The sequence below is a fragment of the Paraflavitalea pollutisoli genome, assembly GCF_029360705.1.
GTDB classification, from domain to species: domain Bacteria; phylum Bacteroidota; class Bacteroidia; order Chitinophagales; family Chitinophagaceae; genus Paraflavitalea; species Paraflavitalea pollutisoli.
The window spans coordinates 2,978,783-2,991,731 of record NZ_JARKMX010000008.1 but is presented as its reverse complement, the minus strand read 5'-3'; the positions used below and the strand labels follow the sequence as shown (position 1 = coordinate 2,991,731).

The following is a 12,949-nucleotide window of genomic DNA, read 5'->3' as shown; positions in this document are numbered from 1 at the left end:
TGACTGGCTGGGGACAATGGTCTACAGCGACGATGGGTTAGGGTTCAACCGGAAAGTAAAGGGTGAATATGGCGGCTTCGCCGGCAATACCGGTAGCCGTTACAGTACCGCCGTGGTTGATCATGATGCGCTGCACCATCGGCAGTCCGATGCCTTTGCTTTGATACAGGCCTTGAGGAGATTCCAGTTGCTGGAAGAGGTAGAACATCTTGTCCACATATTTATTGTCAAACCCCATCCCGTTGTCGGCGATGGTAATCTTGTAATAGGTGGTGCCGCCCAGTACAGACTTGATCTTGTCACTGATCTTTTGGCCAGCCAGTATTTCGTTGGTGACGGTAATGACGGGCGCGATGTCTTTACGGGCAAATTTGATGGAGTTGTCGATGAGTTGCTCAAAGAGAATAACCAGTTGCGTAGGTATACCCCTGATCACCGGGAGGGTATTGGCCACAACCAGCTTTCCCTGCCGCAGCGTAAGCTTTTCATCCATATGCTCGGCGGCCTTCATCAGTACATAATTGAGGTCGGTCTGCATCAGGGTTTCCTGGGTATTGATGAGGCTCGAATATCGTACCATATCGCGGGTAAGGCCATGCATGTGTTTGGCCGCCAGGTCCATCTTGCCCAGTAGCATTTTTACTTCCTCCGGCAGGTCCTTATGCCGCGAAATGATCTGGTTGCCGAAGGTCTGGATCTTGCGCAGCGGCTCCTGCAGGTGATGCGATGCGATATTGGTGAGTTGCTCCAATTCGGCATTGGCCCGGTTGAGACTGCCCAGTTGTTGTTGTAACTGGTGTTGGTATTCCAGTCTTTTGGTGAGCTCCCGGATAATGAACACAAAAGAGATGACGAGCACTATGGCCGAGAAGATAAACGTGGCGTAGAGGAAATTCGGGGTATTCCGTTGCCCGGACTCTTTCTGCGAGTCCCTTTGCGTTTTGATCAATGTTTCTTTCGACAGCATTTGATCATACAGTGGCTGGTAGTCGGCCATCAGCACCCTGGCCTCCAGCAGCCGTTGGTGCAGGCTTTCCTGCGCCATGTTCCGCATGGCTTTGCCCATATTGTTTTTCACCATCGACAGGCGGGTGGTCACCAGCCGTTCGAGGCGGATGAAATTGACTTCCTGGTTGCCGGTCTGAATAATGAGCCGGTGAATGGTATCCAGCAGGGGTTTGATGCGGTGGGCGTTGGTCAGGGCCGTGGCCAGGTGGGTGCTGTCGCCAGTCAGCAACAGCTCGCTTTCGGCGTTGATGACATCCTTTAGATAGGAGTCGACCTGGCTAAGCAGGTACATCGTCTGGTAATTGTGTTCTACCTGGTTGGAAACGGTATTGGATTCCTGGAGGCGCTTGTAAAACTGGAAAGCGAGCACGGTAAGGATGCCAAACGACAAAATGAACAATCCGTAAATGTATTGAAACCTGAATTTCATGAGATGATTCTCCCCAAATTGTGTAATTTGTTCTACAGTTGGTCAGCTTGTTGAACCAATGATCGGCGTTGAAAATCAGTCAGGGTGCAGTAAAATTCAGTATTTACGGCGTTTTTGGCAAAAAAGTATTTTTTGGAAAGATGCTTGTTATACTACCCTCACAATCTTTTTGACATGATCCATCAACACCTTACACAGAAACAACAGGTACGCATCCTGCCACAGCAGATTCAGCTGTTGAATTTGTTTCATCTGAATACTTTGGAGCTGGAACATCGTATTGAACAGGAAATTGAAGAGAATCCATTGTTGGAGGAAACTAAGAATGATGAAAATGTTCTGAAGGACGAGAAGGAAGCCGTGCAGGACTTTGCCGATTGGGAAGAATTTGGCTACGATGATATTCCCGATTACAAGGTTGAATATGCCAATTATTTTTCCGGTGAAGACATTCCGGAGCGGCCCCTGGTGCAAACGGCTGATTTCCGGGCGCAATTGAAAGAGCAGTGCCGGCTATTGCTGCTCGGCGAGCAGGATTTCAGCAGGGCCTGCTATATCATCGACTCGTTGAACGAGAGTGGCATGCTGGAGCAAAGTTTATCGACGCTCGCAGAAGACATGTCGTTCAAATTTGGTGAATGGATTGAAGGTGCCGATCTGGAAGGCGTATTGAAAACGATACAAAGTCTGGATCCTCCCGGCGTAGGTGCCAGGGATATACGCGAGTGCCTGCAGTTACAACTGGAGCGCATGAACACCGCTCAACCTGATGTGGCAGCTGCGCTGAAGTTGATCCGCGATCATTATACCGATCTGAAGAACCGGCAGTTGGAAAAAGTAAGGGAGTGTCTGAAGCTGGATGAAGACGAGTTCAGGATCATCCTGGAATTGATCGCCTCGCTGCAATTGCAGCCTATCAATGTACGCCTGGAAGAGCCTGTGGCCAAGAACTATATCATCCCCGATTTTATCATTACGGTAGAAGGGGATAATATCGAAGTATCCCTGGCGCGTCAGCGTTCGGCATCCCTGCACATCAACCATTCTTGGATGGAAACCGTGAAGAACCAGTGTGCCAAAAAAGACAAGGCTGCCGAGCAATACATGAAGAGTAAACTGCAGGCGGCTGAGTGGTTCGTATCGGCTATTCAGCAGCGCGAAAGCACCATGCTGAAGATTATGAAGACCATTGTGAAATGGCAGTATGAATATTTCAAGGAGGGCGATCCATTGTTGTTGCGCCCCATGATCCTCAAGAATATTGCGCAGGAGATCGGTGTCGATATTTCGACGGTATCCCGTATTACCAGCAACAAATATGCGGCTACTCCTTTTGGCAATATCCTGTTGAAGGACCTCTTCTCCGAAGGTATGGCCAATGTAGAGGGCGAAGTGATCAGCAACCGGATCATACAATTTGCCCTGGAAGAAGCGATTGCTGCAGAAGACAAGAAAACGCCGTTTACCGATCACCAGTTGGTGGTGGTGCTGGCTCGCAAAGGATTCAAGATTGCCCGCCGTACCGTGGCCAAATACCGGGAGCTACTGCGTATCCCCACGGCTCAGATGCGTGCTTTGTGGAGGTAATTCGGGAAAAAGAACCCCTTGGCTTCAAATTTTATAGGAACTAAAATGCTAAACATTAATTAATACCAAATTAACCCACTTAATATGCCTAAAATATTAGTGATTGATGACGATCGTGACATATGCTTCTTAATGAATAAGTTCCTTACCAAGCATGGATACGAGACCCATGAATCATATACTGCTAAAAAGGCCCTGGAACTGTTGGATGAGAACACGGATTTTGACCTGGTATTGTGTGACTATCGCCTGGAAGGCGTAGATGGCAAAACGATGCTGCTGAAGATCAAAGAAAAGTATCCCGCCTTGCCGGTGATCATCATTACTGGCTACAACGACCTCAAAACGGCTGTTGATGTGATGAAGATGGGTGCGTATGATTATGTGACGAAACCATTGTTCCCGGAAGAAATATTAAATACCATTCAGTCGGCCCTCAAATCCTCCTCAGTTGCTGCCGTGCCGGCACCCAGTAATAATGGTAATATATCGATTGAAGATCATCATCCTGATAAGAAAAAAGGCTTTACCGGTAATACCGACTATATTTTTGGTACCAGTGCTGTATTTCAGCAGATCATGGACCAGATTATCCTGGTGGGGCCTACAGACTATAGCGTGATCATTTACGGCGAAAGCGGTAGTGGTAAAGAAGCCATTGCGCAAGAGATCCATAAGCGCAGCAAACGGGCTGCTTATCCATTCGTAGCCATCGATTGCGGTGCCCTGTCGAAAGAATTGGCGGGCAGTGAATTGTTTGGCCATGAAAAAGGTGCCTTTACGGGCGCCATCAACCAGAAGGCTGGCAGTTTTGAACTGGCCAACGGAGGTACCATCTTCCTCGATGAGATCGCCAACCTGTCTTACGAAATACAAGTATCCCTGCTGCGTGTGATCCAGGAGCGAAAAATGCGCCGCGTAGGGGGGACCAAAGATATTTCCCTCGATGTGCGCATCATCATTGCGAGTAACGAACGGTTGTGGGATGCCGCCCAGAAAGGCAAATTCCGGGAAGACCTTTTCCACCGCTTCAACGAATTTACCATCGACGTACCACCTTTGCGGCAGCGTAAAGAAGACATTATGGTGTTTGCCCGTCACTTCCTGCAAAAAGCGAATGAAAGTCTGGGCAAACGTATTCGCGGTTTCTCGCCCGAAGTGGAAGACATCTTCCGTAATTATGTATGGCATGGTAACCTGCGTGAACTGAAAAACGTGGTAAAGCGTGCCGCGTTGCTCTCCGACGGGGACTTCGTGGAAGACCGCAGCCTGCCTTTCGAGATTAGTAATTACCGCAAACTGTTATTCGATCATAACAATGATAGCGTGGCCGAGTCGCCCATGGTGGCAATGCCCATCCGCGATACGGTTGCTACGGCTCCCGTTCGCAACAAGCCCTTCAACGAGAATAGCTTGAAGGAAGCTTCCATCGATCTGGAATACGAAATGATCCTGAAAGCGTTGAAAGAAACGAATTTCAATAAGAGCAAAGCTGCCCGCCTCCTGAATATCGACCGTAAGACCCTGTACAATAAGATCAAGTTGTACCAGGAGTTGAATAATCGCTAAACCAATATCATGACCGTTGAAGAAACGAGCCATATTAATAAGCTGAGGGAGTTGATGAATGATACGGAGGAGTTGCTTCAATTTGGAACCTGGCAATGGGATGTGGCTTCAGATAAAATGTCCTGGTCGGAAGGGATGTACCGTATCATGGGATACGACCGCCAGTCGGCCCCGCAACTGTCTGATGAATTTTACCTCAGCCATGTGCATCCGCAGGATGCCGAAGAATTCCGTCATATCCGTAGTAATGCCATTGCTACCAGGACCCCGTTTGAGTATACTTACAGGCTTACCACCCACCAGCAGGAACAAAGGATCATCAATATCAAGATGAAGTTTGTACTGGATGGGCAGGGGGAGGTCGTGAAAGGTGTAGCCATCAACCGGGATGTTACGGAGAAGACACAGATGTTACACGACCTCATGCACTATAAACGGATTGTAGGACAGAAGGAAGAATTCCTGAACGTCGGCAACTGGGAACTTGATATGGCCACCAATCGCATGACCTGGTCGGATGGTATGTACCAGCTACTCGGCTATAGGCCTGAAGACCGTAAGGAGGAGATGGACCTCGTTGAATTTTACCGCCTGCACATGCAGCCCGACGAGCAGCGGAAAGCAAACAATGCCATTCAGGAGATCATCAATAACGGAGAGACCTATGTTCGCCAGTCCATGCTGATCACGAAAGACGGCACGGTGAAAGCCGTGGAGGTATTTGGTAAAGTGCTGAAAGACCAGCAGGGCAATGCTTCCCGGGTACTTGGCACGGTGCGCGATATTACACGTCTGAAAGAGTATGAGCAGGAATTGGAAGTCAAGGTGCAGGAGCTCAACCGCTCGAACCATGACCTGGAAGAGTTTGCCTATGTGGCTTCTCATGACCTGCAGGAGCCGTTGCGTAAGCTGACTACTTTTGGGGAGCGGCTTAAAAATAAATGTGCCGACCAACTCACAGACGAGGGCAGTCTGTACCTGAACCGTATGATGGCTTCGGCCGAGAATATGCGGATCCTGATCGAGAACCTGCTTGAGTTTTCACGCGTTACCCGTAACCAGGTGTCTTTTGAAAAGAAAGACCTGGGCGTGGTTATTCAAGAAGTGTTGAATGACCAGGACCTGGAAGTGGAGGAGGGTAAAGTGGAGGTGCAGGTGGGAGGGATGCCGACCGTCGAAGCGGTGACCACCCAGATGCGACAATTATTTGGCAACCTGCTCAACAATGCCATCAAGTTCCGTCGGAAAGGGGTGTTGCCGATGATCAGGATCAGCAGCGAGCACCTCACGCGCAAAGAAAAAGATAAACTGAAACTACGCAGCAATCAGCCTTATTACCGCATTGAATTCGCTGATAACGGTATTGGGTTCGAGGAAGCTTACTCCGAAAAGATATTCCAGTTATTCCAGCGCTTACATGGTAAAGCCGAGTACCCGGGATCGGGTATGGGGTTGGCCATCTGCCGCAAGATCACGGATAATCACAAGGGGTTGATCATGGCCTCCAGTATTCCCGGCCAGGGATCGACGTTCTCCATCATATTGCCTGAAATGCAAGTCCCTTAAACTATACCTTATGTTTATCTCTGCCGACCCGCTACGTATACTGGTTGTTGATGACGATGAAGATGATTTCTTTCTGACCAACAGTATTATCAAAGACATCAATGGCGGTAACTTCATCGTCGACTGGTGTTTCCGGTACCAGGAAGCACTGGATCATATCTGTCACAAACGGTACGATATTTACTTTATAGATTATTTCCTGGGGGCTAAAACAGGTCTCGATCTGCTGCGGGAAGCGGTAGAACGTGACTGCGAAGCGCCGATGATCCTGCTGACCGGTAAAGGCAACCAAGCGGTGGATATTGAAGCCATGCGGGTGGGGGCTGCCGATTACCTCGTTAAATCGGAACTGACCACGGAAAAGATGGAGCGCTGTATTCGCTATACCATGGAGAAAGCGCGCTCCCTGAAAGCCCTGCGTGACAACGAACTAAAATACAGAAGCATCTTCGAACGGTCGAAGGATGCGATCTTCCTGGCCGATACCAACCTGCAGTTTATTTCTGTTAATGCTGCTACGGCCTCCCTGTTGGGATATACTTCGGAACAACTATCGGATATGAGCTTTTACGATCTCATGATCGAATCGCAGGAGGCAGACAACCTGAGGCTGTTGATGCAAACGGGTGAAGTAGATGATGTGGAGATAGATCTGCTTAACAAAGATCGGGAAGAACGTAATTGTATCTTTTCCGCCACCCTGATCGAACGTCCGGATGGGTCACGTTATGTGCAGGGGATCTTGCATGATATCACTGGCCTGCGAAAAGCGGAGAAGACGGTGCTGATGGCTGAAAAGCTGGCGGCCACCGGACGATTGGCGCGAACGCTGGCGCATGAGATCAGAAACCCGCTGACCAATATTCACCTGTCGCTCGATCACCTGCGGGCCAATGAGGTGAATGAAGCGCAGGATAGTTATTTTGGCATCATTCAACGCAATGCCAAGCGCATCGGTGCCATCATCTCTGAACTGCTGGATACGGCAAGGCCTACAGAGATGATCCTGCAGCCTACTTCCCTGCAGGATATCCTCGACGAAAGTATCACCTCGGCGATGGATCGCATCGTACTGAAGAACATCAAACTTCAGATACGGTATCCGGATGATATCCTGCAGATCCCGGCCGACAAAGAGAAGCTGAAGATCGCCTTTCTCAATATCATCATCAATGCCGTAGAGGCGATGGAAGAGGAGACTGGCAAGCTGGAGGTGGCTATGACTAAATATGGCAGTGTCTGCGAAGTGCGGATCACCGACAATGGGTCGGGTATATCGGAAGATAACCTACAGCGCCTGTTTGAGCCCTATTTTACTTCCAAACGCAATGGGCTGGGCCTTGGCCTTGCTGCTACGCTGAACATTATTCAGGCGCATAATGCGGAGGTCGATGTTCAATCGGTCATCGGCAGCGGAACTACTTTTGTGGTGACCTTCCGTATGTAGATTTTTTTTTCGGCAACTATAATGCAAAAATGGCCCGACGGATATTCCATCGGGCCATTTTGTTGTGGAAACTAACTAGTTGCTTAGAATCCTATGCCAATGTAGAAAGTGAAGGCGCTGTTCTTGGAGTTCTTGGTGGCCTGGCCGGCAATGCCGCCATCGCCAATTTCGTTAAGGCCGTAATTGTATCGGGCACCGATGGTAAAGTTTTCGATGTCAAATCCTACGCCACCTACGAGGCCATAATCAAAGCGTTTGAAGTTATCAGCTTTGAGGTCTGCAATATCATCCACTTCACCGCTCTCATTATCCAATCTTTTGATGTTGGCTGAAGTAAGGTAGCTTACATAGGGGCCAGCATGAATGTTGAAGTTTTCGCCCAGGTTCACGACTGCCAGTACGGGTAGGTCAATGTAGTTGAGGTTGAACCGGTACTCGCCATCGCCGAAGATATTGTCATAAGTGATCTTAGCACCTTTGCTACTATAAGCCAACTCTGGTTGTATAGAGAACCCTTTGGTCAGTGGGAACTTGGCAAATACACCCACGTTCAGACCAACCTTCATATTCTCATCTTGTACATCGTCAACATACAGGTTGGAGAGGTTTACGCCACCCCTGATACCAAACTTAGGTTGAAGGCTATTTTCGCCGGTTGTTTGTTGTTGTTGAGCCATTGCAGCAGATAAAGACCCGGTGAAGGCTGCTAACAGTAATACTCTTTTCCATTTGCTCGTTGCGTTTCTCATTGTTTTCATTTTTCGGTGTTTTCAATTCATGGTTTCTTTTCTTGCACAGTGCAGACAACCTGAGACGTAGTGGTTTCTTCATCCCGTTTAACTTTCAGGTGGTCATGAAAGGCTAATCAATTCACATTCCTTGTACCATAGCTGGGGAATTGTGTTGATTTCATGGCTCGTCTGTGTAGTCAAATCTACAGAGCGCCATTTATTTACGAATTTTTGATGCAAAAGGATGGAGCGAGTGAGGAGGTGCGGCAGCATTTTTATATAGTAAAGATAAAATCATCCTTTATGCGTGCAATATGGAGTGGCGCCATCGGCTTTGGCCTCGTAAACATACCCATCAAACTATTCAGTGCAACCCAGGAAAGTGATCTTGACCTGGATATGTTGGATAAGAAGGATCATTCGAACATCAAGTTTCAACGGATCAATGAGAAAACCGGTAAAGTAGTTCAATGGGCGAATATTGTGAAGGGCTATAACCTGGACGGACACTATGTGGTATTGAGCGATGAAGATTTTCAGAAGGCTATGCCCGAGAAAACGAAGAATATCGATATCATGGCATTCGTGCTCGAGTCGGAAATAGATCCCCTGTTGTATGAAACGCCTTATTACATACAACCCGATAAGTCGGGAGCACGGGCTTACGCGCTTTTGTGGAGTGCGCTGCACAAAACGGGTAAGGCCGGACTGGGCAGTTTTGTGTTGCGCAACAAAGAGAGCCTGTGCGTGATACGCGCCGCTAAAGATGTATTGGTTGTGCAGAAGATCAAGTTTGACGAGGAGATTCGCGACACCAAAGAGCTCACGCTACCCAAGCTGACCAGCAAGCCGGGTGAATTGAAGATGGCCCTTAGTCTGATCGATCAGCTGTCGGAAAAATTTGATATTTCCGCGTACAAGGATACTTACCACGATAAACTCATGAAATTGATCAAGGCGAAAGCGAAAGGTAAAAAGGTGGCAGCACCGCACATGAAGGTGGTGCACTCGAGGGCGAAAGACCTGATGTCGCAATTGAAGGCGAGCCTGGATACGAAAAAGAAAAAAGCTTCGTAGAAGCTATTGTTCCCCGGCAACGGTAATGCTAAGTTGATTTACTGATAAAATGTACCATCTTATGGCTGTAAAAGAAAGTGTCGCAAAAGACACTCTTGTCACCATCAATCGTCGGTCGCTGAAGTTGACGAATTTGTCGAAGGTGTATTTCCCGGATGAAGGGATTACAAAAGGAGACGTGATCGCTTATTACAATACCATGGCCGACCATATCCTTCCTTACCTCAAAGACCGGCCAATGTCGTTGAAGCGCAATCCGAATGGCATTAAGGACAAGGGGTTTTACCATAAGGATGCAGCTGAAGAAGGCCCCACCTGGATTAAGTCTTATGACGAGTTTGCGGAATCTTCTCAAAAGGTGGTCAATTATATTGTGTGTAACGATAAGGCAACACTCCTGTACCTGGCCAACCTGGGTTGCATCGAGATGAACCCGTGGAACTCTACCACCCGAGCGCCGGAAAAGCCTACCTACCTGATGATCGATATAGATCCTTCTGACAAAAACACCTTTGACCAAGTGGTTACAGTCGCCCAGGCGGTGCAGGAAGTGCTGAACCGGGCCGGTGCTATTAGTTACTGCAAAACATCTGGTGCTACAGGGCTGCATGTGTATGTTCCCCTGAATGCCCGCTACTCGTATGAAGTAGCCAGGGAGTTTGCGCATATTGTGGCCACGCTGGTGCAGGAGCAGTTACCCGATCTCACTTCGCTCGAGCGATCGCTGAAGAAAAGAGGCAATAAGATCTATATCGATTACCTGCAGAATTCAAAAGGGCAAACACTGGCATCGACCTATAGTCTTCGGCCGGTGCCCGGCGCTTCGGTGTCTACGCCCTTGGCGTGGAAGGAAGTGAAAACCGGGTTACATCCGTCACAGTTTACGATCTTCAATATAGAGAAGCGTGTACAAAAGTTAGGAGACCTGTTTTATATGGTCCTGAAGAAAGGCAATAACCTGCGGGGCTGTTTGAAGAACCTGGGTTATTAGTTGGAGAGCGGATGGTTTGGTTGGTTAGGTGATGATCCGGTTTCTTATGCCACCCCGGCTCCCCGCCGGTCGAAGGAGAATAACTTCCCGTTAGCATTATTTTTACCTGATAATAAATCGCTAATAATCTGAGCGGCCAACAGGCTGAAGGTGATGCCATTGCCGCCAAATCCCAGGGCAAACAGGGTATTAGGACGTTCGGGTATGCTGCCGATAAAGGGTAACCCATCTTTGGTGCTGGCAAAGGTGCCTGCCCAGGCAAAGTCAGTTCGCAGCGGTATATGCGGAAACAGTTTGTGAAAGGAGTTTTCCAATTGTCGGGTTTTGCGCGCAATATTGGCATCCCTACGGGTGGGGTTGTAAAATGCATCGTCCTTTCCCCCGATGAGTATGCGATTGTCGGATGATGGGCGCATATACAGATAGGGATTCGCTGTTTCCCAAATGAGGGCGTTTTCGTGCCAGAAATCCTTGCCGAAGAAAGGTTCACTGATGAGGGCGTAGGTAGAATGGAGGCGTTCGATCTTTTTGGGGAGGTAATGGTGCGATTCGTACCCGCAGGCAATGATCAGCTTTTTGGCGGTCACCTTGTGACCCCATTCTGTTTGCAATACAACGTTGTTGTAGTCATAATCGATGTGGGTGACGGCTGTATTGTCATAGACGATGGCGCCTTTATCCTGCGCATGTTTCAGCAAGGCATGGGTAAATGGATACGCGTCTATAATGCCGCCGTCGGCAGACAGTAAGCCTCCGCCTTTTTGGAAGCCAAACAGGTTTTTGACATCGTTGGCGGTGAGCAACTGCAGGTTGATGCCAGCTCGTTTGCGTAGCAGGTATTCTTTCTCCAAGTCTTTGACGTGCGAATTGTAGGAAGCGTATTGGAAACTGGGCCTCAGTTCGAATGCGGGCTTCTCTGGCAGCTTTTTAGCGATCTCGTGCAGGTCGTAGATTGCCTGGCGGCAAAGCAGGTAACTCAATACAGCGTTCTTTTCGCCGACCTGCCTGATTAGCTTGTGCAGGGGCGTATCGATCTCGTATTGCAGCAGCGAGGTGCTGGCAGCGGTGCTGCCCATACCGGCATGGCGGCGGTCCAGGATCACCGGCTGTATACCTTTTTGTATAAGGTGCCATGCTACCAGTGCCCCGGTGATACCGGCGCCCATGATGGCAACGTCTGCTTTGATGTGCTTGCGGATGGATGGGTACACATAACCCAATCCATGCCGTAATAATGCATATGGCTTGTCTGACCGAAGGTCCATGTTGTTCAATTGGTTTACGTATCGAGGTAGGAGGGGGGTATTTCCCTGGCTTCCTGCTTCACTATAAATACGGCATTGTCCTTTGGCCGGATGCCCTTGCCGGCTTCCACTGCATGCACCTTGGTGTACTCTGCCCCCAGGTATAATATCACGGATGAATAGTATACCCACAGTAGCACAATGACGATGGTGGAAGCTGCGCCGTAGGTGACCCCCACATTCGATTTACTGATGTAAAAGCTGATCAGGAACTTTCCGATCATGAATAAGACGGCAGTAAACAGGGCTCCTTTGATCACATCCCGCCAGTGTATATTGGCATCTGGCAATACTTTAAAGATGATGGCAAATAGGATGGTGATGACGGCCAGTACGATGGCGAGGTTGACGATGTAGAATACGATGATGATGTCTTCGCTGAAGAAACGTTGCAGGAAGCCGCTCAGTGCATCGAGCAGGGTACTGACGAGCAAGGATACCAGCATGATAAAGCCCATCCCTACGACCAGGGAGAAGGATAGCAGGCGGTTGACGATAAACTTCAGCCAGCCTTTCTGAGGTTTGGCTTTAATAGACCAGATGCGGTTGACGGAATCCTGTATTTCGGTAAATACCCCGCTGGCGCCAAACAACAGTAAAACCAGCCCTATGACAAGCCCGGTTGTCTTGAATTGCGAGTACTCAATATTTTTGATGATCTCCTGCAGCTGTAACGCGGCATTGCTGCCGATAAATCCCTTTATCTGCCCGTAGACCTCTCCCTGCACGGCTTCGCGGCCCAGGAAGATGCCCACCAGGGAAATAATGATGATGATGATGGGGCCGATAGAAAAGATAGTATAATAAGAAAGCGACGCGCTGAGTTTGAAGCCATTGTCTTCTATAAACGCCAGTACTGCCTTCTTAAGAATGGTGAAAAACTTTTTGATCCGCGCCATATATCTATGCGAATAAGAAGTGTGCCGTAAAGTTCTTTAGGGGTGGAACTGGCTATTTCATCAACAAGTTGCCATGGCTGGGGAGATGCGTCTACAGATTAGTGACGGAGTGGCAAGTTGGCTGAAGGGCGTGAGATTTTTATAGTCGTTGTTAAACATTATAACATGAGAAGCATATTATATCTTATTGCCGTGATACTCGTAATAGGCTGGATCCTGGGATTCTTTGTATACAGCGCCTCGGGTCTGATCCATATTCTGATCGTTCTCGCAGTTATTTCTTTGCTGCTTGGTTTGATCAGGGCGTCGTAGCAACGTCGTCAATTGCGCTACAGGGTAA

11 protein-coding genes are annotated in these 12,949 nt (G+C 48.7%); 7 read left to right on the top strand and 4 right to left on the bottom strand.

Annotated features, from left to right (window positions below):
* Nucleotides 1-37 precede the first annotated feature (37 nt).
* Nucleotides 38-1,438: an ATP-binding protein gene (locus P2W70_RS25495; protein WP_276484377.1), complete on the bottom strand. Its 1,401-nt coding sequence runs from the start codon at nt 1,436-1,438 to the stop codon at nt 38-40.
* A gap of 174 nt (nt 1,439-1,612) precedes the next feature.
* On the opposite strand from P2W70_RS25495, the gene rpoN reads away from it, so the two are divergent.
* From rpoN to P2W70_RS25475, 4 genes are all read left to right on the top strand, one after another.
* Nucleotides 1,613-3,025, top strand: coding sequence for an RNA polymerase factor sigma-54 (gene rpoN, locus P2W70_RS25490; RefSeq protein WP_276484376.1), 1,413 nt, complete (start codon nt 1,613-1,615; stop codon nt 3,023-3,025).
* A gap of 132 nt (nt 3,026-3,157) precedes the next feature.
* Nucleotides 3,158-4,594 carry a sigma-54-dependent transcriptional regulator gene (locus tag P2W70_RS25485; protein WP_420832401.1) on the top strand — a complete coding sequence of 479 codons (1,437 nt, stop codon included), beginning with the start codon at nt 3,158-3,160 and terminating at the stop codon, nt 4,592-4,594.
* 9 nt (nt 4,595-4,603) lie between these two features.
* A complete protein-coding gene (locus P2W70_RS25480) occupies nt 4,604-6,160 on the top strand; it encodes a sensor histidine kinase (protein ID WP_276484374.1) in 1,557 nt (518 codons plus the stop codon).
* Nucleotides 6,161-6,170: 10 nt separating this feature from the next.
* Nucleotides 6,171-7,607 carry a hybrid sensor histidine kinase/response regulator gene (locus P2W70_RS25475; protein WP_276484373.1) on the top strand — a complete coding sequence of 479 codons (1,437 nt, stop codon included), beginning with the start codon at nt 6,171-6,173 and terminating at the stop codon, nt 7,605-7,607.
* Nucleotides 7,608-7,690: 83 nt separating this feature from the next.
* Here the strand turns inward: P2W70_RS25475 and P2W70_RS25470 are convergent, their stop codons facing one another.
* Nucleotides 7,691-8,356 carry a porin family protein gene (locus P2W70_RS25470; RefSeq protein WP_276484372.1) on the bottom strand — a complete coding sequence of 222 codons (666 nt, stop codon included), beginning with the start codon at nt 8,354-8,356 and terminating at the stop codon, nt 7,691-7,693.
* Between the two features lie 285 nt (nt 8,357-8,641).
* On the opposite strand from P2W70_RS25470, the gene ku reads away from it, so the two are divergent.
* Together ku and ligD are read left to right on the top strand one after the other, a co-directional pair.
* On the top strand, nt 8,642-9,415 hold the full coding sequence (gene ku, locus P2W70_RS25465) for a non-homologous end joining protein Ku (protein ID WP_276484371.1): 774 nt from the start codon (nt 8,642-8,644) through the stop codon (nt 9,413-9,415).
* 61 nt (nt 9,416-9,476) lie between these two features.
* Nucleotides 9,477-10,406, top strand: a complete 930-nt coding sequence (gene ligD, locus P2W70_RS25460; RefSeq protein ID WP_276484370.1) for a non-homologous end-joining DNA ligase — start codon at nt 9,477-9,479, stop codon at nt 10,404-10,406.
* Nucleotides 10,407-10,450: 44 nt separating this feature from the next.
* On the opposite strand, the gene P2W70_RS25455 is transcribed toward ligD, so the two are convergent.
* On the bottom strand, nt 10,451-11,671 hold the full coding sequence (locus P2W70_RS25455) for an NAD(P)/FAD-dependent oxidoreductase (RefSeq protein ID WP_276484369.1): 1,221 nt from the start codon (nt 11,669-11,671) through the stop codon (nt 10,451-10,453).
* Nucleotides 11,672-11,685: 14 nt separating this feature from the next.
* Nucleotides 11,686-12,609, bottom strand: coding sequence for a YihY/virulence factor BrkB family protein (locus P2W70_RS25450; protein ID WP_276484368.1), 924 nt, complete (start codon nt 12,607-12,609; stop codon nt 11,686-11,688).
* Nucleotides 12,610-12,774: 165 nt separating this feature from the next.
* On the opposite strand from P2W70_RS25450, the gene P2W70_RS25445 reads away from it, so the two are divergent.
* Nucleotides 12,775-12,921: a lmo0937 family membrane protein gene (locus P2W70_RS25445; RefSeq protein WP_276484367.1), complete on the top strand. Its 147-nt coding sequence runs from the start codon at nt 12,775-12,777 to the stop codon at nt 12,919-12,921.
* Nucleotides 12,922-12,949: the final 28 nt, after the last annotated feature.

What these genes read in the sequence shown, in the direction of transcription:
- P2W70_RS25485 (WP_420832401.1), top strand. Translation starts at nt 3,158, where the DNA reads ATGAATAAGTTCCTTACCAAGCATGGATACGAGACCCATGAATCATAT.
- ligD (WP_276484370.1), top strand. Translation starts at nt 9,477, where the DNA reads ATGGCTGTAAAAGAAAGTGTCGCAAAAGACACTCTTGTCACCATCAAT.
- P2W70_RS25480 (WP_276484374.1), top strand. Translation starts at nt 4,604, where the DNA reads ATGACCGTTGAAGAAACGAGCCATATTAATAAGCTGAGGGAGTTGATG.
- P2W70_RS25455 (WP_276484369.1), bottom strand. Translation starts at nt 11,671, where the DNA reads ATGGACCTTCGGTCAGACAAGCCATATGCATTATTACGGCATGGATTG.
- P2W70_RS25475 (WP_276484373.1), top strand. Translation starts at nt 6,171, where the DNA reads ATGTTTATCTCTGCCGACCCGCTACGTATACTGGTTGTTGATGACGAT.
- P2W70_RS25450 (WP_276484368.1), bottom strand. Translation starts at nt 12,609, where the DNA reads ATGGCGCGGATCAAAAAGTTTTTCACCATTCTTAAGAAGGCAGTACTG.
- P2W70_RS25445 (WP_276484367.1), top strand. Translation starts at nt 12,775, where the DNA reads ATGAGAAGCATATTATATCTTATTGCCGTGATACTCGTAATAGGCTGG.
- P2W70_RS25470 (WP_276484372.1), bottom strand. Translation starts at nt 8,356, where the DNA reads ATGAGAAACGCAACGAGCAAATGGAAAAGAGTATTACTGTTAGCAGCC.
- P2W70_RS25495 (WP_276484377.1), bottom strand. Translation starts at nt 1,438, where the DNA reads ATGAAATTCAGGTTTCAATACATTTACGGATTGTTCATTTTGTCGTTT.
- rpoN (WP_276484376.1), top strand. Translation starts at nt 1,613, where the DNA reads ATGATCCATCAACACCTTACACAGAAACAACAGGTACGCATCCTGCCA.
- ku (WP_276484371.1), top strand. Translation starts at nt 8,642, where the DNA reads ATGCGTGCAATATGGAGTGGCGCCATCGGCTTTGGCCTCGTAAACATA.